General features: G+C 69.3%; 19 protein-coding genes. 8 read left to right on the top strand and 11 right to left on the bottom strand.

Features of this window, described 5'->3' with window-relative positions; translation table 11 throughout:
• Positions 1 to 912 (bottom strand): Hsp33 family molecular chaperone HslO, encoded by a 912-nt coding sequence (hslO, locus tag HMF7854_RS06245; protein ID WP_126718309.1) that lies wholly within the window; start codon positions 910 to 912, stop codon positions 1 to 3.
• Positions 913 to 1,007: 95 nt separating this feature from the next.
• On the opposite strand from hslO, the gene HMF7854_RS06240 reads away from it, so the two are divergent.
• Positions 1,008 to 1,472, top strand: a complete 465-nt coding sequence (locus HMF7854_RS06240) for a DUF4126 family protein (RefSeq protein WP_126718308.1) — start codon at positions 1,008 to 1,010, stop codon at positions 1,470 to 1,472.
• A gap of 54 nt (positions 1,473 to 1,526) precedes the next feature.
• Here HMF7854_RS06240 and HMF7854_RS06235 read toward each other — a convergent pair whose 3' ends face one another.
• From HMF7854_RS06235 to HMF7854_RS06220, 4 genes are all read right to left on the bottom strand, one after another.
• Positions 1,527 to 2,714, bottom strand: coding sequence for an aspartate aminotransferase family protein (locus tag HMF7854_RS06235; protein WP_126718307.1), 1,188 nt, complete (start codon positions 2,712 to 2,714; stop codon positions 1,527 to 1,529).
• A 141-nt stretch (positions 2,715 to 2,855) separates the two neighbouring features.
• A complete protein-coding gene (locus HMF7854_RS06230; RefSeq protein ID WP_126718306.1) occupies positions 2,856 to 3,317 on the bottom strand; it encodes a hypothetical protein in 462 nt (153 codons plus the stop codon).
• Between the two features lie 102 nt (positions 3,318 to 3,419).
• Positions 3,420 to 3,896, bottom strand: a complete 477-nt coding sequence (locus HMF7854_RS06225; protein ID WP_126718305.1) for a hypothetical protein — start codon at positions 3,894 to 3,896, stop codon at positions 3,420 to 3,422.
• A gap of 38 nt (positions 3,897 to 3,934) precedes the next feature.
• The gene (locus HMF7854_RS06220; protein WP_126718304.1) at positions 3,935 to 4,768 is read right to left on the bottom strand and encodes an ABC transporter permease; all 834 of its coding nucleotides are present in this window, start codon (positions 4,766 to 4,768) and stop codon (positions 3,935 to 3,937) included.
• An 83-nt stretch (positions 4,769 to 4,851) separates the two neighbouring features.
• On the opposite strand from HMF7854_RS06220, the gene HMF7854_RS06215 reads away from it, so the two are divergent.
• A complete protein-coding gene (locus tag HMF7854_RS06215; protein WP_126718303.1) occupies positions 4,852 to 5,544 on the top strand; it encodes a GcrA family cell cycle regulator in 693 nt (230 codons plus the stop codon).
• Positions 5,545 to 5,551: 7 nt separating this feature from the next.
• Here the strand turns inward: HMF7854_RS06215 and HMF7854_RS06210 are convergent, their stop codons facing one another.
• The gene (locus HMF7854_RS06210; protein WP_126718302.1) at positions 5,552 to 7,363 is read right to left on the bottom strand and encodes an alpha/beta fold hydrolase; all 1,812 of its coding nucleotides are present in this window, start codon (positions 7,361 to 7,363) and stop codon (positions 5,552 to 5,554) included.
• Between the two features lie 316 nt (positions 7,364 to 7,679).
• Here HMF7854_RS06210 and HMF7854_RS06205 point away from each other — a divergent pair, with 316 nt between their 5' ends.
• Together HMF7854_RS06205 and HMF7854_RS06200 are read left to right on the top strand one after the other, a co-directional pair.
• Positions 7,680 to 8,585: a diiron oxygenase gene (locus tag HMF7854_RS06205; RefSeq protein WP_126718301.1), complete on the top strand. Its 906-nt coding sequence runs from the start codon at positions 7,680 to 7,682 to the stop codon at positions 8,583 to 8,585.
• A gap of 26 nt (positions 8,586 to 8,611) precedes the next feature.
• A complete protein-coding gene (locus HMF7854_RS06200) occupies positions 8,612 to 9,175 on the top strand; it encodes an OsmC family protein (RefSeq protein WP_126718300.1) in 564 nt (187 codons plus the stop codon).
• A gap of 81 nt (positions 9,176 to 9,256) precedes the next feature.
• Here HMF7854_RS06200 and HMF7854_RS06195 read toward each other — a convergent pair whose 3' ends face one another.
• Positions 9,257 to 9,751 carry an Hsp20 family protein gene (locus tag HMF7854_RS06195; protein ID WP_126718299.1) on the bottom strand — a complete coding sequence of 165 codons (495 nt, stop codon included), beginning with the start codon at positions 9,749 to 9,751 and terminating at the stop codon, positions 9,257 to 9,259.
• A 185-nt stretch (positions 9,752 to 9,936) separates the two neighbouring features.
• Here HMF7854_RS06195 and parE point away from each other — a divergent pair, with 185 nt between their 5' ends.
• Positions 9,937 to 11,916: a DNA topoisomerase IV subunit B gene (gene parE / locus HMF7854_RS06190; protein ID WP_126718298.1), complete on the top strand. Its 1,980-nt coding sequence runs from the start codon at positions 9,937 to 9,939 to the stop codon at positions 11,914 to 11,916.
• A gap of 35 nt (positions 11,917 to 11,951) precedes the next feature.
• Positions 11,952 to 12,110 (top strand): DUF2256 domain-containing protein, encoded by a 159-nt coding sequence (locus tag HMF7854_RS06185; protein ID WP_126718297.1) that lies wholly within the window; start codon positions 11,952 to 11,954, stop codon positions 12,108 to 12,110.
• Between the two features lie 8 nt (positions 12,111 to 12,118).
• On the opposite strand, the gene HMF7854_RS06180 is transcribed toward HMF7854_RS06185, so the two are convergent.
• Positions 12,119 to 12,835 carry a VIT1/CCC1 transporter family protein gene (locus tag HMF7854_RS06180; protein ID WP_126718296.1) on the bottom strand — a complete coding sequence of 239 codons (717 nt, stop codon included), beginning with the start codon at positions 12,833 to 12,835 and terminating at the stop codon, positions 12,119 to 12,121.
• A 128-nt stretch (positions 12,836 to 12,963) separates the two neighbouring features.
• On the opposite strand from HMF7854_RS06180, the gene HMF7854_RS06175 reads away from it, so the two are divergent.
• Positions 12,964 to 13,533 (top strand): hypothetical protein, encoded by a 570-nt coding sequence (locus HMF7854_RS06175; RefSeq protein WP_126718295.1) that lies wholly within the window; start codon positions 12,964 to 12,966, stop codon positions 13,531 to 13,533.
• Positions 13,534 to 13,554: 21 nt separating this feature from the next.
• Here HMF7854_RS06175 and HMF7854_RS06170 read toward each other — a convergent pair whose 3' ends face one another.
• The 3 genes from HMF7854_RS06170 to HMF7854_RS06160 all read right to left on the bottom strand — a co-directional run bounded on the left by HMF7854_RS06170 (position 13,555) and on the right by HMF7854_RS06160 (position 17,509).
• Positions 13,555 to 14,850 (bottom strand): sugar transferase, encoded by a 1,296-nt coding sequence (locus tag HMF7854_RS06170; RefSeq protein ID WP_126718294.1) that lies wholly within the window; start codon positions 14,848 to 14,850, stop codon positions 13,555 to 13,557.
• 14 nt (positions 14,851 to 14,864) lie between these two features.
• Complete coding sequence (locus HMF7854_RS06165; RefSeq protein ID WP_126718293.1) at positions 14,865 to 16,130, bottom strand: nucleotide sugar dehydrogenase; 1,266 nt, start codon at positions 16,128 to 16,130, stop codon at positions 14,865 to 14,867.
• A 65-nt stretch (positions 16,131 to 16,195) separates the two neighbouring features.
• On the bottom strand, positions 16,196 to 17,509 hold the full coding sequence (locus HMF7854_RS06160) for a UDP-glucose dehydrogenase family protein (RefSeq protein ID WP_126718292.1): 1,314 nt from the start codon (positions 17,507 to 17,509) through the stop codon (positions 16,196 to 16,198).
• A gap of 111 nt (positions 17,510 to 17,620) precedes the next feature.
• Here HMF7854_RS06160 and rimO point away from each other — a divergent pair, with 111 nt between their 5' ends.
• A complete protein-coding gene (gene rimO / locus HMF7854_RS06155) occupies positions 17,621 to 18,970 on the top strand; it encodes a 30S ribosomal protein S12 methylthiotransferase RimO (RefSeq protein ID WP_126718291.1) in 1,350 nt (449 codons plus the stop codon).
• Positions 18,971 to 18,973: the final 3 nt, after the last annotated feature.

Here is an 18,973-nt window from a genome sequence, read left to right as displayed (position 1 = left end):
TTAACACAGATCAGCGCGATCGAAGTGGATCGGGAAGCTCGTCGCGCAAAAGGCACAATCGACCTTGATGAGACCGCTCTCGTCGGCCATTTCTGCGCGGTCCTCCGCCGGAAAGCGGGCGATCACCGAACGGACATAGTCGGGGTCGCAGCGGCAGCCGCGCGACAGCGCGACAGGCGCAAGCGTGCGCACCTCGGCTTCCTCGTGGAACAGCCGCCAGACGATCGTGTCGAGCGGCAGCGCGGGGTCGGTTAGCTCCTCCGGGCGGATCGTCCCGGCGAGCGCCGCGACATGATCCCAGTCGGGATGGTCGAGGCGCGTGTGGAGCCGCTCGCGACCCTCCTCGCCCTCGGGGAGGTGCTGGAACAGGAGCCCGCCGCCAATCCACTCGCCCGCCTCGTCGCGGCGCACGGCGAGCCGGATCAGGCTCGGGATCTGCTCGGACTGGCTGAAATAGCTCTGCGCCGCCTCGGCCAGGCTGTCGCCCTCCAGCGGGACGATCCCTTGGTAGCGCTCGTCGGTCGCCGGCTGGTCGAAGGTGATCGCGAGATAGCCGCGCCCGAACAGGCTCTTGAGGCTGGCGTTGGGGCCGAGATCGGCGATCTTCTCCGCGTCATGGCGGACATAGCCGCGCAGCTCGCCGCCGAGATAGTCGCAGACCAGCAGGTCGATCGCGCCGCCCTCAGTCTGGGCCTGAATGGTGAGCTGCCCGCCCGGGTCCTTGAGCAGCGAACCGAGGAGCGCGGTCAGCACCAGCGCCTCGGCCAGCAGCTTCTCGAGGACCGGCGGATATTTGTGATTGGCGAGAATGCTGGCGAGCGCGGGGCCGAGCCGGGCCGCGCGGCCGCGGGCGTGGCGCTCGGGAATGACGACGCTGAGCGCCACGTCGAGGGTCAGATTGTCGGAAGTCATTGCGGGCGAGATAGGAAGCCGTCCGGTGGCGAACAAGAACGGGACCGCGCCGGGGGCCGGCGCGTTGATCGCGTGAACAGACCGAAGGACCTGCCATGCTCGCCTCCGCCCTCGTCGGCGCCACCGCCGGCGCCCGCTCGATGACCCCGCTCGCCGCCGTCAGCCTCGCCAGCGCCGCCGGACGGCTGCCCGAGCAGGAAGGGCGGATGAAGTGGCTTGCCAACCCCTGGGTGGCGGCCGGCACCGCTGCGCTCGCGCTCGGCGAACTCTACGGGGACAAGATGAAGTCGGCGCCCGACCGGATCGTGCCGGCCGGGCTCGCGGCTCGCCTGGCCACCGGCGCGATCGCCGGCGCCAGCCTCGCCCGGCCCGAGGAGAAGCGCACCGGCGCCTGGGCGGGCGCGACCGCCGCGGTCCTCGCCTCCTTCCCGACCTGGCTTGCGCGCAAGCAGACGATGGTGAAACACGGCCAGACGAAGACCGGCCTCATCGAGGATGCGCTGATCGTCGGCGCGGCAGCGCTGGTGGTCGGGCTCGGAGCGCGGGCGCTGAGCAGATAGTCTCAGACCAGCGTCGTTCCGAGGGTTGGTGGCCGCTCCGCAGAGACCGGCAGGCTACGCCGCCGCCGGCACCGCATAGTCCGCCGCCGCCGCGCTCAGCGCGTCGACGAATTCGCGGATGTTGGCCTCGTCGATGATCAGCGGGGGAAGCACGCGGACGACGTTGTCGCCGGCCGCGACCAGCAGGATGCCCTTGCCGCGGAGGTAATTGACGAAGTCGCGGCTGTCGGTGCGCATCTTGATGCCGAGCATCAGGCCCAGGCCGCGCACGCTGTCGAACAGCTGGTCGTGGTTGGGAATCATCTGCTCGAGCGCGGCGCGAAGACGTTCGCCCATGCCGGTGACTTGGGCGAGGAAGGCCGGGTCGGTGACGATGTCGAGCACCGCCTGACCCGCCGCCATCGCAAGCGGGTTGCCGCCGTAGGTCGAGCCGTGGGTGCCGAAGGTCATCCCCGCCGCCGCCTTCTCAGTGGCGAGACAGGCGCCCATCGGGAAGCCGCCGCCGATTCCCTTGGCGGTCGCCATGATGTCGGGGGTGATGCCATACTGTTCGTGCGCATAGAGCGTGCCGGTGCGGGCGACGCCGCACTGGACCTCGTCGAGCACCAGCATCAGGTCGTGCTCGTCGGCGAGCGCGCGCAGACCCTTCATGAACTCGGGGCTGGCCGGGCGAATCCCGCCTTCGCCCTGCACCGGCTCGAGCAGGAAGCCGGCAGTGCGCTCGGTGATCGCCGCGCAGGCCGCGTTGAGATCGTCGAACGGCACCACGGTGAAGCCCTCGAGCAGCGGCTCGAACCCGTCGCGCATCTTGGGCTGATCGGTCGCGCTGATCGTCCCCAGCGTCCGGCCGTGGAAGGCGTTCTTGAAGCTGATTAGCTCATATTTGTGCGGGTTGCCCTTGGCATAGTGATAGCGGCGCGCGGTTTTGATCGCGCACTCGACCGCCTCGGCGCCCGAGTTGGTGAAGAAGACCGTGTCGGCGAAGGTGAGGTCGACCAGCCGCTGCGCCAGCGCCTCGCCCTGTGGGCTGCCGTAGAGGTTGGAGACATGGATCAGGGTCTCGGCCTGGCGCTGGATCGCCTGGGTGAGATGGGGATGGCCGTGACCAAGCAGGTTGACCGCGATCCCGCTGGCGAAGTCGAGATAGCGCTCGCCATTCTCCCCGTAGAGGTAGACGCCTTCGCCTCGGACCGGCCGCACCTCGCACCGCGGATAGACGGGCATGAGTGGGGTGATGGCCATGTGAGGGCTCCTTGAAGGAATGAAGATGTCGGACGCGGCCCCCGCCGCGCCTGTCGGGCCTATAGGCGCCTGCCCCGCACAGGAAAAGGCGCCCCGGCCGCAAAGCCGGAGCGCCCCTCCGTTCGTCAGCTCTGGTGCCGCTTAGCGGTCCCAGCGCCCGTCATGGTCGTAGCCGCGGTCGTCCTCGTAACGGTCGGGACGGCCGTCCCGATCACGGTCGCGGAAGCCGCCGGCGCGCCAGTTGCCGTCGTTGGCCTCGGCGCGGACGCGCTGCTCGAGCCGCTGGACGCGCCACTCGAGCGCCTGGCGCTCACGCGGGTTGACGCCATCGCCGGCCGAGTAGCGGATGCGCTGCAGCAGGTCGCGTGCCTCGTTGTCGAGATAGGCCGCCTCGCGGTTCGACAGCCGGTCGCGCTGGTCGAGCATGCGGATCTGCCAGCGGATGCGCTCGACCCGCTGCATCAGGCCGCGCCCGTTGCCGTAGCCATAGTTGTTGTAGCCATAGCCCGGCTGCTGCGGCTGCGGGTACCACTGCGCCGCGGCCGGGGCCGTCGCGCTGAGGGCCGAGGCGGCGACAGCGGCGGCGATCAGGAACTTCTTCATGTCGGCTCTCCCTTGAGCGTTGATGGGTCGCTTCTAGGGGAGCTCGTTTGTTTCGAGGCTGAACGGACCCGTTAGCCGCGGTTCAACTTCATTAACCGGCCGTCATGCGGCGGCCGCGCGGCGTTGGGCCAGCCAGCGGGTGCCGAGCGCATAGGCAAGGCTCGCGCCGGTCGCGTAGACGAGGTGATGGCCAAGGTCGATCGCCAGCTCCCGCCCGTCCTGGTCGGCCGGCGGCTTGGCGAGCCTGAGCCGGCTGAGCAGCGCGGCGCCACTGCCCCAGGCCAGCCCAAAGAAGGCGGGTGTCCGCGCCGCGGTCGGCAGCGGCTCGAGCCCGGCAAGCGCGGTGCCGAGCGCCGTGCCATAGGCCCAGTGGACCGGGACGGAGGCGCGCTTCTCCGCCGTCTCGTCCTTGAGCGCGACGCCGCTGACCTGCTCGACCGCCTTCGCCGGGGTGGTCGATTCGGGGCGGCCGGTGAGCGCCATCTCGGCCTTCTGCGACAGGGTCATAAGCGCGGTCCCGACGAGCCCCGCGGCGAGGCCGACGGCGATCCGGTCGGCGGTGTCGATGGTCTGGGTCATGACCGGGCGAACCGCCCGGCCGCGGCGGCGGTTCCCGCCTAGCTCTTAATCTTCCAGCCGCGCCTGAGCAGCGTGAAGCACAGCCACCACAGCAGCAGGTTCACCACGAGCAGCGCCACGGCGCCAAGCACGACCGGTGAATCGGCCTCTCCGAGGAAGCCGTAGCGGAAGCCCGAGATGATGTAGAAGAAGGGGTTGGCGTGGCTGATCGCGCGGAAGGTCGGCGCCAGCGATTCGACCGAGTAGAAGGTGCCGGACAGGAGCGAGAGCGGCGCCACCACGAAGTTGGTGACCGCCGCCGCATGGTCGAACTTCTCCGCCCAGATCGAGGTCAGCACCCCGAGGAAGGACAGCAGCAGCGTCCCCATCAGGCCGAACCACAGCGCCGCCAGCGGGTGGTGCACCGCGACATGGACGCCGGGATAGAAGAGCATCACCAGCCACAGCGCGCCGCCGACCAGGAACCCGCGGGTCACCGAGGCGGACACCAGCCCGGCGAGCAGCTCGCCGGTCGAGAGTGGCGGCATCAGATAGTCGACGATCGTGCCCTGGATCTTGCCGACCAGCAGCGAGAAGCTGGAATTGGCGAAGGCGTTCTGGATCATCGCCATGACGATCAGCCCGGGCGCGATGAAGTCGGCGAAGGGATGGCCGAGCACCGTCCGCCCCGATCGGCCCAACGCGACGGTGAAGATGACGAGGTAAAGGAGGGTCGTGATCGCCGGTGCCCAGACCGTCTGCAGCTGGACCTTGAAGAAACGGCGGACCTCCTTGATATAGAGGGTCTTCAGGCCACCCCAATTGACGCCGTTGAGCCGAGGCTGGCCGGGCTCCGCCCGGACCCAGTTTGACGCTGAAGGCTGGTCGTTCACGTTGGCAGCGCCTATCGGCTGACGCCCGGGCAAGCAACCGTCGCGTCGGCCGCCCACGGATTTTTGAAGGAAGACCTACACGCATGTCCTGGACCGACGAGCGCATCGAGCGACTGAAGTCGATGTGGGCCGAGGGCGCCACCGCCAGCCAGATCGCCGAGTACCTTGGCGGGGTCAGCCGCAACGCCGTCATCGGCAAGGCGCACCGACTGGGGCTGGAGGCGCGTCCTTCCCCGGTGAAGCCCGGCGAGGAGAAGGGCGCCGCCGCGGCGAGCGCCCGGCCCGCGCCCGCCGCCGCGCCGCGCGATCCCGTTCCTGCCGCGCGCGACGCGGCCGAGCTCGCCGCGGGCGATGCCCCGACCGGCACGCCGCCGGCGCGCGTGACCCGCCCGGTCCCGGTACCGCAGACCCCGCAGCGCCCGTCGGCGCCGGACCCCAACGTCCAGTATCGCTCGGTCGGCCCGGGCGGGTTCATCCGCCAGGGCCCGGGCGAGCAGCAGGCGCCGATCCCGCCCGCGCCGCCGCGCCGGCTGGTCCCGGCCAAGCCGAGCCCGGAGATCGCCGACAAGACCAGCCTGCTCGATCTCAACGACCGCATCTGCAAGTGGCCGATCGGCCATCCCGGCGAGCCCGATTTCCACTTCTGCGGCAACCAGGCCAACCCGGGCTTCCCCTATTGCGTCGACCATTGCGGAGTCGCCTACCAGGCCCAGCTGCCGCGCCGCGATCGCCGGCCGCCCCCGCCGCTCCCGTTCGGCGGCCCGCGGGTCCGCTAGGCCCCGCTCAGTCGGCGAGGAAGGCGCGGGTCTCGCGCACGAACAGCTTCCACGCCGGTTCGTCGGCGAGCAGGATGTGGTTCCCGCTGTCGAGCGGGACGAAGGTCGACCCGGGAATGCTGCGGGCGAGCTGCTCGCCGCATGAATAGGGCACCACCTGGTCGTGGCGGGCGTGGAGGACCAGCGTCGGGACCCGCACCGCGGGGAGCAGTTCGGCGACGTCGATCTCCGACAGGACCCGCTGCAGCCGCACCGCGTTCTCGGCCGAGGCGCTCCACTTCTGGACGTCGGTGAACCAGTGCTGCTGGGCGAGCGTGGCGTCGGGGATGTAGAGGCTGGTGAAGAGCTGGCGGTAAGCCGGGTTCTCGGCGCCCCAGCCGAGTTCGGTCAGGGTCAGCATCGCCTCGCGCCGCGCCACCTCCTCGGGCTGGGCGCGCTTCTTCCAGCCCTGCGCATAGCCGCCGCACAGGACCATTCGCCGGACCTGCTCCGGGTGGCGCACGGCGAACGCCACCGCGACCGCCGCGCCCTGGCTGATCCCGAGCAGGTCGAAGCGCTCGAGCCGGGCGCAGTCGACCACGCTCTCGAGATCGTCGACGAACGCCTCGAAGCTGATCTCCGGCGTGTCCCAGTCGGAGAGGCCGTTGGCGCGCTCGTCATAGCGGACCAGCGCGTGGCCGGCGGTCAGCTCGTGCAGCCAGTGCCGCCACAGCGGGCTCGCGAAGTCCTGCTCGATATGGTTGAGCCAGTTGGCGGTCTTCACCAGCGGCGGCCCCTTGCCGACCCGTGACCAGGCGAGCCGAGTGCCGTCGTGGGCGTGGCAGTAGCGGACCTGCTGCTCGGGGAGCGCGGCCGGGCGCTGCGCCGCGCTGACCGCACGCTCGCGCTCCTCGTGCCGCTTCTTCCAGGTTGCCGGCGGTTCGCCATATTCGCGCTTGAAGGCGCGGGTGAAGGCGGCCTCGCTCTGGAAGCCGACGCTGTAGGCGATCGACGCGCTGTTCTCGCGCCCCTCGCGCAGCAGCTTCGCCGCGACCCGCATCCGCCACCGGCTGCAATAGCGCATCGGCGGCTCGCCGAGCAGGCTGACGAAGCGCTCGCCGAGAACGCTCCGCGAAACGCCCGACTCGCGGGCCAGCAGCTCGATGTCGAGTTCGTCGGCGAAGCGCGCGTGGATGATCGCGAGCGCCCGCGCCACCGCCGGGTCGCGCAGCCCGGCGAGCCAGCCCTGCGCACCCTTCGGCAGCGCGCCGACATAGTTGCGCACCGCATCGGCGAACAGCAGCTCGGCGATCCGCGATACCATCTCGGGCGGGGGCCTCGTCTCGCTCAGGAAGCGCAGGTTGCTGCGCAGCCAGTCCCCGCTCTGTCCGTCGCGGCTGCTCACCACCATCAACGGCGGCAGGCAGTCGAGCAGCGGATGATCCGCCTCCACCCCGAGGAAGCCGCAGTAGAAGGCGGCGCTCTCCTCCCCCTCGCCGACCGCGAAACGCGCCAGCGAGCCTTCGGTCAGGCTGACGAACTCGTGCGAATCGCGCGCCGGCTGGGCGGGGTCGGTGAACAGGCGGTGGCGGTGGTTGCGCGGACAGAGGATGACCGAGCCCTCGCCCGCGGTGACCGGGCGATGCCCGTCGCACTCGGCCCACAGCTGGCCACGGTCGACATAATGATAGGCGACCATCGGGCCGCCGCCCGGGAACAGCGCGGAGACGTCCTCCGGGAGGAGCTGCGAGGATACGCACCAGCGACCGCGGCCATGCCCCTCGAGGATGACCCCGCCGGTCAGCCGAAGCGAACCGAGCACGTCGCCAAGCACGTCCACCGAGAGTCCCTCACTTCCGGCGTTCCGGTCAACTTATCCGGCAAGCGGGTCATTTTGGCAAATCCCCGGCGGGCGTAAAGCCTCCGCAGCAAAAGCACCGAGACGAGCAGCAGCAGACCGGAAGCAAGCTCTTCCGCGACGACTATGGCTCGCCTCCAAGATCCAGGGAGAAGAACCATGAACGACCTTCACTACAAGCTTCGTGTCCGCGCCATTGTCACACTGGTCTTCCTGATCCTGTCGGGGGTCAGCAGCGCCGCGGTCAGTATCGCCCCGCTGATGGTCTGACCTCGCGCCAGACAAAGGAGCTGCCGCCATGTTCCACGACTTCACCTACGAGCGCACCCTCGCTTCGTCACTGAAGGCCGCCTGGGCGATCGACGATGTTCTTCGCGAAGACCAGGAACTGGACTTCAGCCGACCCATGCTGCCCGACAGCCTCGCCCGCACGGCCGGTCTCGCCATGCTCGACCCGGCCGGACGACGGCTGCTCAACCAGATCGCGGCGCACGAATATCTCTGCATGTTCGGACTGGTCGAGGAGTTCATCCTGCCTTTCCTCTTCGACCATGCCCGCCCGGTGCTGAGCGGGGACGACTGGCGGGTCCGGGCGATCATCAACTTCGCTTCGGAGGAAGCCAAGCACATCCAGCTGTTCAAGCGCTTCCATGCCGCCTTCGTCCGCGGCTTCCCCGTGCGGCCGCAGATGATCGGTCCGGCCGACGCGATCGGTGCCGAGGTCCTGCGCCACGACCCGCTCGCCGTCGCCCTCGTCATCCTGATGATCGAGTGGATGACGCAGGGTCATTACCTCGGCGCGATTCGCGACGACGGCGGGATCGACCCCCTGTTCAAGAGCCTGCTTCGCCACCACTGGATGGAGGAGGCGCAGCACGCCAAGATCGACACGCTGATCGTCGAGGCACTGGCGGAGGGACGAAGCGAGGCGCAGCTCGACGCGGCGCTTGACGAGTTCTTCGCGATCGGCGGCTTCCTCGACGCCGGGCTCGCCACCCAGGCCGGGTTCAACCTCGACGCGCTCGAAGCGGTCACCGGCCGCCCGGTCGCCGATCGCGACGCGCTGCTGCAACAGCAGCACCAGGCCGCGCGCTGGACCTATCTCGGCTCCGGCATGGTCCATCCGCGCTTCGTCGAGACAATCGAGTCCCTCTCGCCCGCCCTCGCCCGCCGCGTCGCCGACGCTGCGCCGATGTTCGTGTGAACCCACCGCACCCAAGGAGAAGAACGATGCTCGACACCGTCAGAAACCAGACCGTCAACGGCCTCGACCTCGCCGCGCTCGGCGAGGTGGTCGACGCCATCCAGAAGGACCCCGGCAAGGCGAAGGTCGGCTTCGACGTCGTCACCCGCTGGAAAGGGCAGACCCGCACCGAAACCGAGGTCAGCGGCTTCACCCTTGCCGGCGAGCGGATCGAGCGGTCCCACCGGATCGTCGCCGACGAACCCTGCGAGCTGCTCGGCGGCGATTCGGCGCCCAACCCGCAGGAGCTGCTGATGGCGGCGCTGAACGCCTGCATGACCGTCGGCTATGTCGCCGGCTGCTCCCTGAAGGGAATCCACGTCGACTCGATCGAGATCGCCACCCGCGGCGAGCTCGACCTGCGCGGCTTCCTCGGGCTCAGCGACGAGGTGCCGCCCGGCTACGCCGAGGTCGACTATCGCGTGCGGATCGCCAGCGACGGTTCGCCGACGGACCTTGAGGAGGTCCACCGCACGGTGATGAAGACCTCGCCCAACTATTATAATTTCGGGCGGCCGATCCGGATGAACGGCGAGCTCGTCACCGCCTGAGCGGGTCCCCGCGCGGTTGATGAGAAAGGCCCCGGAAGCACTCGCTCCCGGGGCCTTCCATTTCCTGGCTCTTGGACCGGCTTAAGCGGGCTCGGGCTCGCGCTGCTCGGCCTTGGCGTCGATCGTCTGGGGCTGGGCCGGGGCCGGCTGGCCGGCGGCTCCGCCGATCTCGATCTTCCTCGGCTTCATTGCCTCGGGGATCTCGCGGACGAGGTCGAGGCTGAGCATGCCGTCGTGGAGGTCGGCGCCGGTCACCTGGATATGGTCCGCCAGCGCGAAGCGCCGCTCGAACGAGCGAGTGGCGATGCCGCGGTGGACATAGTTGGCGCCATTGTCCTCAGCCTTCTGGCCGCGGACGATCAGCTGGTTCTGGTGGCTGGTGATGTCGATCTCGCCCCGCTTGAAGCCGGCCACGGCGATCTCGATGCGGTAGCGATTGTCGTCGAGCTTGATCAGGTCGAACGGCGGATAATTCTCGCCATTGCCGCCTTGGGCGCTGTTCTCGAGCATGTCGAACAGCCGGTCGAAGCCGACGGTGGAGCGCCGGAACGGCGCGAAGTCGAAAGCGGTACGCATCAGTCTTGTCCTCCGATGTTGAGCAACAAGGCGGACGACGGGACGTCACGGCGGACATCCCTGAAGCCCGTCACCGGACCTCTGCTGAGCATCCGGCTAGGTGGATGTGGTAATTGGGCCACAGGGGTTCAAGCCTGCTGGTGCGGCTTGGCATCGAGCGCGCGGCCACCCTATACGTTCGCCATATGTCCGACCTCTTCGGTTCCGCCGCGCCGTCTGCCACGCCCGACAGCTACGACGCCTCCTCGATCGAGGTGCTCGAGGGGCTGGAGCCCGTCCGCCGCCGACCCGGCATGTACATCGGCGGGACCGACGAGCGCGCGCTCCACCACCTTGCCGCCGAAGTCATCGACAATTCGATGGACGAGGCGGTCGCCGGCCATGCGACCCGCATCGAGGTGACCCTCGAGCCCGGCAATCGGCTGACCGTCACCGACAACGGCCGCGGGATCCCGGTCGACCCGCACCCCAAATATCCTGGCAAGTCGGCGCTGGAGGTGATCCTCACCACGCTCCATTCGGGCGGCAAGTTCGAGGGGAAGGCCTATTCGACCTCCGGCGGCCTCCACGGCGTCGGCGTCAGCGTCGTTAACGCCCTGTCGACCGAGACGGTGATCGAGGTCGCGCGCGACAAGACGCTCTACCGCCAGCGCTTTGCCCGCGGCGTCGCGCAGGGGCCGCTCGAGAAGGTCGGCGCCGCCCCCAACCGGCGCGGCACGACGACCAGCTTCCACCCCGATCCCGACATCTTCGGCGAACTGCAGTTCTCGCCCGAGCGCCTCTACAAGCTCGCCCGCTCCAAGGCCTACCTGTTCGCCGGGGTCGAGATCCGGTGGCGCTGCGATCCTTCGCTCGCCTCTGCCGCCGTCCCCGAGACGGCGGTGTTCCAGTTCCCGGGCGGGCTTGCCGACCATCTCGCCGAGCAACTGGGCGAGCGGCCCTGCGTCACCAACGCGCCCTTCGCCGGGCGGCAGGATTTCCCCGACGGGCAGGGCAGCGCCGAATGGGCGGTCGCCTGGCCGCTCTTCTCGGACGGGTCGGAAAGCTATTACTGCAACACCATCCCGACGTCCGACGGCGGCACCCACGAGGCGGGGCTTCGCGCCGCTTTGTCCAAAGGCGTCCGTTCGTTCGGCGAGCTCGTCGGCAACAAGCGCGCCAAGGACATCACCCCCGACGACGTGATGAACGGCGTCGAGCTGATGCTCAGCGTGTTCATCCGCAACCCGCATTTCCAGAGCCAGACCAAGGACCGGCTGACGAGCCTCGAGGCGGCGCGCTTCGTCGAGGCCGCGGTGCGCGACCATTTCGACCATTATCTCGCCGACAACATGGACCGCGGCCGGGCGCTGCTCGGCTCGATCATCGAGCGGATGGACGAGCGGCTGAAGCGGCGTGCCGAGCGTGAGGTGAAGCGCAAGACCGCCACGTCCGCGCGTAAGCTCCGCCTTCCCGGCAAGCTCACCGACTGTTCCAGCGACGATCCCGCCGGGACCGAGCTGTTCATCGTCGAGGGCGACAGCGCGGGCGGCTCGGCCAAGCAGGCGCGGGACCGCAAGACCCAGGCGATCCTGCCGATCCGCGGCAAGATCCTGAACGTCGCCAGCGCGACCTCGGACAAGATCCGCGCCAACAGCGAGATCGCCGACCTCCAACTCGCGCTCGGCTGCGGAGTCCGCGAGCGCTTCGACGAGGCTGCGCTGCGCTACGAGCGGATCATCATCATGACCGACGCCGATGTCGACGGGGCCCACATCGCGACGCTGCTGATGACCTTCTTCTTCCAGGAGATGCCGGAGATGGTGCGGCGCGGGCACCTCTTCCTGGCCCAGCCGCCGCTCTACCGGCTGACCTCGGGCTCCAAGTCGCTCTACGCACGCGACGACGCGCACCGGGCGGAGCTGGAGCGGACCGAGTTCAAGGGAAAGAAGGTCGAGGTGGGACGGTTCAAGGGGCTGGGCGAGATGAACCCCAACCAGCTCAAGGAAACCACCATGGATCCGGCGAGCCGCTCGCTGATCCGGATCACGCTGCCCAGCCAGTACGAGGACCGGCAGCCGGTCAAGGATCTGGTCGAGCGGCTGATGGGCAAGAACCCCGAGCACCGCTTCGCCTTCATCCAGAGCCGTGCCGCGGCGGTCGAGGACGACGCAATCGACGCCTGACGGAGCCGATGGCGCCGCGGTGCGCTTGGTGCGCCATGCCCAAGATGGTCCGCAAGGGCGACCTGCCCGAGAAGATCTGCGCCGCGTGTGGGCGCCCGTTCAGCTGGCGCAAGAAGTGGGCGCGCGACTGGGACGAGGTCCGTTACTGTTCGGACCGCTGCCGCTCTGGGCGGCAGGGGGCGAAGCCGGCCTGAGCGACCGCTCAGACGACGGTGTGGAAGGCCCGCCCGACCGCCGCGGTGACCAGCATCGCCAGCGTCCCGAACAGCAGCACCCGCAACGTTGCCTTGGCGAGGGGCGCCCCGCCGAGCCGGGCCCCGGCCGCGCCGAGCAGAGCCAGCATGACGAGCGTCACCGCCGCGATGACGGCGAGCACCTGCTGCCCGCCCGCGACGACAGCGGCGAGCAGCGGCGGCAGCCCACCGGCGACGAACGAGGCGGCCGAGGCGACGGCCGCCTGCACCGGGTTGGCGCTGTTGGTGTCGGTCAGCCCGAGCTCGTCGCGGGCGTGGGCGGCGAGCGCGTCATTCTCGTGAAGCGCGTCGGCAACCTGCTCGGCGAGGTCGGGGTGCAGCCCCCGCTCGCGGTAGATGCCGGCAAGCTCGGCCTTCTCCTGCTCGGGGAAATGGTGGAGCGCGTGCCGTTCGCGGGCGAGATCGGCGCGCTCTGCGTCGGCCTGGCTGCTGACCGAGACATATTCGCCGGCCGCCATCGACATGGCGCCCGCGGCGATCCCGGCGACGCCGGTCAGGATGACATGCTGCGCATCGGCCGCCGCTGCGGCGACCCCGACCATCAGGCTGGCGGTGGACAGCAGCCCGTCGTTGGCGCCGAGCACCGCCGCGCGCAGCCAGCCGGTGCGGGTGACGAAATGCTCCTCGGCATGATGGTGGGCGTTCACCGCCGACTGTTCCGTCATCGTCCGTCCTTCATCGCCTAGCCGCGCCGCGCTTGTTCGAACCCGCGGGGAGGACGATCGTTGCCCCGCCCGGCGCTGCCGCGCAAGCCGGCCGGAACCCGCCGCGCCGGGCTGCTCGTTACGCTGCCATGCCTTCGCTCGAACCCTGGCACGATTTCTACGTCATCCTCGGCGCCGCGGCCGGGGCGCTGATCGGGCTGCAGTTCGTCGTGATGACGCTGGTCGCCGAGAAGCCGCCCGAGGGCGCGGAGGAGGCCGGCAACGCGTTCTCGACGCCCAACGTCTTCCATTTTTCGATGGCGCTGTGGCTCAGCCTCGTCACCGCCGCGCCGTGGCCGGGCACCCGCGGCGCGCTGTGGACCTATGTCGCGACCGGCGGGTTCGGGCTCGTCTACATCGCGGTCGTCGGCTGGCGGATGGCGCACCAGCAGGGCTACCGGCCGGAGTTGGTCGACTGGGTGAGCTATGTCGTCTCGCCTGCGCTGCTGTACCTCGTGCTGACTGGCGGCTCGGTGGCGCTCAACTGGTCGGCCGAGGACGGGCTGATGCTGATCGGCCTCGCCGCGGCGGGGCTGCTGTTCGTCGGGGTCTATAACAGCTGGGACGCGATCGCCTTCATGGTCGCGCGGCGGGCAGAGCAGGAAGACCGTGCTCCGCCTCGCCCGTCAGCCGAGCGCAACGACCGGCACCAGGGGTAAGCACGCCCTAGCGCCCGATGCTCAGCGCGCGCCGAAGCCGCTGGCCATGGTCTTGAGCGTCTTGAACAGGATCAGCACGTCGAGCCAGGGCGAAAAATACTTGATGTAGTAGAAGTCGAACTGGAGTTTCTCGTGAACCTCCTCGACTTCGGCGACATGGCCCTGGTTAACCTGCGCCCAGCCGCTGATCCCCGGTTTTACCACATGGCGGTATCGGTAGAAGGGGATCTCGCCGGTATACCATTGCGACAGCACCGCCGCCTCCGGGCGCGGGCCGATCCAGCTCATCTCGCCCTTCAGCACGTTGAAGATCTGCGGAACCTCGTCGATCCGGGTCTTGCGCAGGAAGGCGCCGACACGGGTCACGCGCGGGTCCTTGTCCCCGGTCATCGCCGCCGCCCGGGCGTCCTGCGGGCCGCTGCCGATCCGCATGGTCCGGAACTTGATAACGGTGATCGGCCGCGCGGCGTGGCCGATCCGCTTCTGCCGGAACAGGGCCGGGCCGCCGCCCTCGAGCTTGATGGCGATCGCAGCGGGGATCATCACCAGGAGCGCGAACGGGAGCACCGCCACCGCGAGCAGCCAGTCGAGCAGGGTCTTCAGGTAGAAGTAGCCGCGCGCGGGAACGAGCGAGCCGAAACTGTTCTCGGACAGATGGTCGATCTCGACCCGTCCGGTCAGCGATTCCTCGAGGTTCTTGACCTGGTAGACGATCCGCCCGTCGAGCGCCGCGTCGGCGAGGAACCGCTCCCACTCGTCGGGAAGGTCGGCGGCAAAATCGGCGACGATCGCGTCGCACAGGGCGCAGGCGTCGAGATCGGGGCGTGACAGGCGGACCCACTCGACGCTGGTGATCGGCGCCAGCCGGGCGACGTTGCCGTAGGGAATGACCGCGATCGACAGCGAGGCGCGCCGCTGCACCGCATAGTAGACGAGGTAGAACCAGGCGACGTGGAGCATGAAGCCGAACAGCAGCGCGGTCCGGTCGTAGGGCATGCGGGTCAGCAGGAAGAAGGCGAGCACTACGGCATGGGCGCCAGCCGCGGTCGGGAAGATTACATAGCTCGATCGGATGCCGGGGTAGGGCTCGATCGACAGCCGCATCCAGAAGCCGATGATGATGCCGATCGCGTTGCCGGCCATCGCGTTGAACGCGGGCCGCACATCGGGCAGCACCGCCTCGGGCTGGACCAGCTGGCGGACCAGGAACGGCAGCAGCGCGGCGAGCAGCAGCGCCCCGAACAGCTGGAAGCGTCGCCGGGTGACGATCGAGCGGCGCTTGACGGTCTGCCGGGTGACGACCTGGAGCATCCCCATTAACCCCCGCGCGCCTACAGCGACCAGCGGCGGATCTCGGCCGGCAGCTCGAGCGACCGCCACATGCCCTTGAGGTCGGCGACCAGCCCCCCTTCGTTGAGCAGCTCGGTCAGGCGATTGGCGCCGATCGTCCGATATTCCTCGTGGGCCACCGCGCCCACCACCATGTCATAGCGGGTGCCGTTGAGCGGCTTCAGGGCGAGCCCATATTCATGCTCCGCTTCGGCGAGGTCGGCGAGCGGATCGCTGACTTCGACCCGATAGCCGAGCCAGGCGAGCCGGCGGATCACGTCGACCACCCGGCTGTTGCGGAGATCGGGGACATTTTCCTTGAAGGTCAGGCCGAGCACCAGCGCGCTCCCCGCGCGGCCGCCCTGCCGCTCGTGGAGCCGGTCGGCGACCCACGCGCCCATCCCGTCGTTGATGTCGCGCCCGGCGAGGATGACCTGCGGCTTGTGGCCAAGCTCCTGCGCCCGGTAGCTGAGGTAATAAGGGTCGACCCCGATGCAGTGGCCGCCGACCAGCCCCGGCTCGAACGGCAGGAAGTTCCACTTGGTCCGCGCCGCTGCGAGCACGTCCCAGACCGACAGGTCGAGCTTGCCGAAAATCTGCGCGATCTCGTTCATGAAGGCGATGTTGATGTCGCGCTGGGCGTTCTCGATCACCTTGGCGCCCTCGGCCGCCTTGATTGAGGCGGCGCGGAAGATGTTGCCCCCGGTCACCGCGCCATAGACGGTGGCGAGCTGGTCGAGCGTCTCGCAGTCCTCGGCCGAGATGACCTTGGTGATCGCCTCGATCGTATGTTCGCGGTCGCCCGGATTGATCCGCTCGGGGCTGTAGCCGAGCCGGAAATGTTCGCCGCGGCGAAGCCCCGAGACGCGCTCGAGCTCCGGCCCGACCCGGTCCTCGGTGACCCCGGGATAGACGGTGCTCTCGACCACCACCGTGGCGCGGACGGCGGGATCGATCAGCCCGGCGACGGTGCGGGTGGCGGAGAGAAGCGGCCCGAGGTCGGGGCGGTTGGCGGCATCGACCGGGGTCGGCACGGTGAGGATGTAGACGTCGGCGCCCCGAGCGTCGGCAGCCTCGGCGGTCATCTGCAGCGAGGAGGCCTGCAATCGGCCGGGGTCGACCTCGTTGGTGCGGTCATGGCCGGCGCGCAGTTCGTCGACCCGGCCGCGGTCGATATCCAGCCCGATCGTCGGGAAGTGGCGGGCAAGCGCGACCGCCAGCGGCAGGCCGACATAACCGAGGCCGACGACGACGATCTTCAATGACATGCCCAACGCGCTCCACCACCGCGGTCAACCTGCCTTTGAAACAGACCGCTTGTGGGGACAAGGGCTTAGCTGGTTACCGCCCGTCCGATTCCGCGGTAGGAGAGGCCCGCGCGCACCACTTCGTCCTCGCCGTAGATGTTGCGCAGGTCGACTAGCGCGGTGCCGCGCATCGCGCCGGCGATGCGGCGCAGATCGAGCGCCCGGAACTCGTCCCACTCGGTGACGATCACCAGCGCGTCGGCCCCGGCGGCGGCGGCATAGCTGTCGTCGGCGAAGCTGATACCGGGGAGCAGCGGCTCGGCCTGCTCGCGCCCGACCGGGTCGAAGGCGGCGATCTCGGCCCCGCCCTTCTTCAGCGTGTCGATGAGGGCGAGGCTCGGCGCGTCGCGCATGTCGTCGGTGTTCGGCTTGAAGGTGAGCCCGAGCACCGCGATCTTCTTGCCCTGAAGGCTGCCGCCGACCGCCTCGCGCACCCGGTCGCCCATCCCCGACTTGCGGGCGTCGTTGACCTCCACCACCGTGTTGACGATGCGCATCGGGACGCCGGACTCCTCGGCGGTGCGGAGCAGCGCCAGCGTGTCCTTGGGGAAGCAGCTGCCGCCGTAGCCGGGGCCGGCGTGGAGGAACTTGGGGCCGATGCGATTGTCGAGCCCGATCCCGCGCGAGACCTCCTGCACGTCGGCCCCCACCTTCTCGCACAAGTCGGCGATCTCGTTGATGAAGCTGATCTTGGTCGCGAGGAAGGCGTTGGCGGCATATTTGATCAGCTCGGCCGTGCGGCGGCCGGTGAACAAAATCGGCGCCTTGTTGAGGAACAGTGGTCGGTAGATCTCGCGCAGCACCGCCTCGGCGCGCGGGTCCTCGGCGCCGACGACGATCCGGTCGGGATGCTTGAAGTCGGCGATCGCCGCGCCCTCACGCAGGAACTCGGGATTGGAGGCGACCAGCGTCCCCTCGGGCGCGCCCTCGTCGATCAGGATCTTCGCGATCGCGTCGCCGGTGCCGACCGGGACAGTCGACTTGGTGACGATCACCGCCGGGCCGGTCAGCGCCCCGGCGATCTCGGCCGCAGCGGCGAAGACGTAGCTGAGGTCGGCATGCCCGTCGCCGCGCCGCGCCGGGGTGCCGACCGCGATGAACACGGCGTCCGCCCCGTCGACTCCGCGCGCGAGGTCGGTGGTGAAGGTCAGCCGGCCGCGCCGGACATTGCTCTCGACCAGGTCCTCCAGCCCCGGCTCCCAGATCGGCATGCGGCCCGCCTCGAGCCCGGCGATCTTGGCCTCGTCCCTGTCGACGCAGCAGACGTCGTGGCCGAAATCGGCGAAGCAGGCCCCGGACACCAGCCCGACATAGCCGGTGCCGATCATCGCAATCTTCATGGTCAATCCCTCTCGCGCGGCGTCGCGCGTGGGGGCGCCTTAGCGGGCGACTCAGCGCCCGCGCAACCGCCTCGATTTCGCCGCGAATCTCGGCTAAGGGCGCCGCTTCCCATGGCAACCACACTCCCTTCCCCGCCGCGTGTCGGCATGGTGTCGCTCGGCTGTCCCAAGAACCTGGTCGACAGCGAGCGGATCCTCACCCAGCTGCGCGCCGACGGCTACCAGATGAGCGCCGACTATGCCGGCGCCGACGTCGTGCTGGTCAACACCTGCGGCTTCCTCGACAGCGCCAAGGAGGAAAGCCTCGAGGCGATCGGCGAGGCGATCGCGGAGAACGGGCGGGTGATCGTCACCGGCTGCATGGGCAAGGAGGCGGAGGTGATCCGCGCCCGCTTCCCGCAGGTGCTGGCGATCAGCGGGGCGCATGAATATGAGCAGGTGGTGGAGGCGGTCCACGAGGCGGCGCCGCCGGGCCTGTCGCCTTACATCGACCTCATCCCCGACGCCGGGCTCAAGCTGACGCCGCGCCACTACAGCTATCTGAAGATCTCGGAAGGGTGCAACCATCGCTGCGCCTTCTGCATCATCCCGCAGCTGCGCGGCGATCTCGCCAGCCGCCGCCCCGACGCCATCCTGCGCGAGGCGGAAAAGCTGCTCGCGGCCGGGACCAAGGAGCTTCTGGTGATCAGCCAGGACACCAGCGCCTACGGGATCGACATTCGTGGCGAGACCCGGTCATGGAAGGGGCGCGAAGTGCGGCCGCACATGACCGACCTCGCGCGCGAATTGGGGCAGCTGCGCACCCCGCAGGGCGAGCAGCCGTGGGTCAGGCTCCACTATGTCTACCCCTATCCGCACGTCGACCAGGTCATCCCGCTGATGGCCGAGGGGCTCGTGCTGCCCTATCTCGACATCCCCTTCCAGCATGCCAGCCCGGCGGTGCTGCGCGCGATGAAGCGGCCGGCGAACGACGCCCGGGTGTTGCAGCGGATCCGCGGCTGGCGCGAGGTCTGCCCGGACATCGCCATCCGCTCGACCTTCGTGGTCGGCTTCCCCGGCGAGACCGAGGAGGAGTTCCGCTACCTGCTCGAATGGCTCGAGGAAGCGCGGCTGGACCGCGTCGGCGCCTTCCGCTTCGAGCCGGTCGAGGGCGCATCGGCGAACAGCCTGCCCAACCCGGTGCCCGAAGCGGTCAAGGAAGAGCGCTACGCGCGGGTGATGGAGCTGACGGCGCGGATCTCGGCCGAGAAGCTGGCGGCACGGGTCGGGCGGACGATCGAGGTGCTGGTCGACGCGGTCGACCCGGAGACCGGCGGCGCGACCGGCCGCTCCAAGGCCGATGCGCCGGAAATCGACGGCGAGGTCCACCTGCGCGACGCCGGTCACCTCGCGGCGGGAGACTTCGCCCGCGTGCTGGTCGAGGAGAGCGACGAGCACGACCTGTACGGCGTGCCCGCCTAGAAG

Source organism: Sphingomonas ginkgonis, assembly GCF_003970925.1.
Classification (GTDB): domain Bacteria; phylum Pseudomonadota; class Alphaproteobacteria; order Sphingomonadales; family Sphingomonadaceae; genus Sphingomicrobium; species Sphingomicrobium ginkgonis.
The sequence above is the reverse complement of the archived record's forward strand: the minus strand, read 5'-3'. Positions and strand labels throughout refer to the sequence as shown.

Coding starts and splice junctions, on each gene's coding strand:
- HMF7854_RS06175 (WP_126718295.1), top strand. CDS start 12,964: ATGCCTTCGCTCGAACCCTGGCACGATTTCTACGTCATCCTCGGCGCC.
- HMF7854_RS06240 (WP_126718308.1), top strand. CDS start 1,008: ATGCTCGCCTCCGCCCTCGTCGGCGCCACCGCCGGCGCCCGCTCGATG.
- HMF7854_RS06180 (WP_126718296.1), bottom strand. CDS start 12,835: ATGACGGAACAGTCGGCGGTGAACGCCCACCATCATGCCGAGGAGCAT.
- parE (WP_126718298.1), top strand. CDS start 9,937: ATGTCCGACCTCTTCGGTTCCGCCGCGCCGTCTGCCACGCCCGACAGC.
- rimO (WP_126718291.1), top strand. CDS start 17,621: ATGGCAACCACACTCCCTTCCCCGCCGCGTGTCGGCATGGTGTCGCTC.
- hslO (WP_126718309.1), bottom strand. CDS start 912: ATGACTTCCGACAATCTGACCCTCGACGTGGCGCTCAGCGTCGTCATT.
- HMF7854_RS06165 (WP_126718293.1), bottom strand. CDS start 16,130: ATGTCATTGAAGATCGTCGTCGTCGGCCTCGGTTATGTCGGCCTGCCG.
- HMF7854_RS06200 (WP_126718300.1), top strand. CDS start 8,612: ATGCTCGACACCGTCAGAAACCAGACCGTCAACGGCCTCGACCTCGCC.
- HMF7854_RS06170 (WP_126718294.1), bottom strand. CDS start 14,850: ATGGGGATGCTCCAGGTCGTCACCCGGCAGACCGTCAAGCGCCGCTCG.
- HMF7854_RS06225 (WP_126718305.1), bottom strand. CDS start 3,896: ATGACCCAGACCATCGACACCGCCGACCGGATCGCCGTCGGCCTCGCC.
- HMF7854_RS06160 (WP_126718292.1), bottom strand. CDS start 17,509: ATGAAGATTGCGATGATCGGCACCGGCTATGTCGGGCTGGTGTCCGGG.
- HMF7854_RS06215 (WP_126718303.1), top strand. CDS start 4,852: ATGTCCTGGACCGACGAGCGCATCGAGCGACTGAAGTCGATGTGGGCC.
- HMF7854_RS06185 (WP_126718297.1), top strand. CDS start 11,952: ATGCCCAAGATGGTCCGCAAGGGCGACCTGCCCGAGAAGATCTGCGCC.
- HMF7854_RS06235 (WP_126718307.1), bottom strand. CDS start 2,714: ATGGCCATCACCCCACTCATGCCCGTCTATCCGCGGTGCGAGGTGCGG.
- HMF7854_RS06195 (WP_126718299.1), bottom strand. CDS start 9,751: ATGCGTACCGCTTTCGACTTCGCGCCGTTCCGGCGCTCCACCGTCGGC.
- HMF7854_RS06230 (WP_126718306.1), bottom strand. CDS start 3,317: ATGAAGAAGTTCCTGATCGCCGCCGCTGTCGCCGCCTCGGCCCTCAGC.
- HMF7854_RS06205 (WP_126718301.1), top strand. CDS start 7,680: ATGTTCCACGACTTCACCTACGAGCGCACCCTCGCTTCGTCACTGAAG.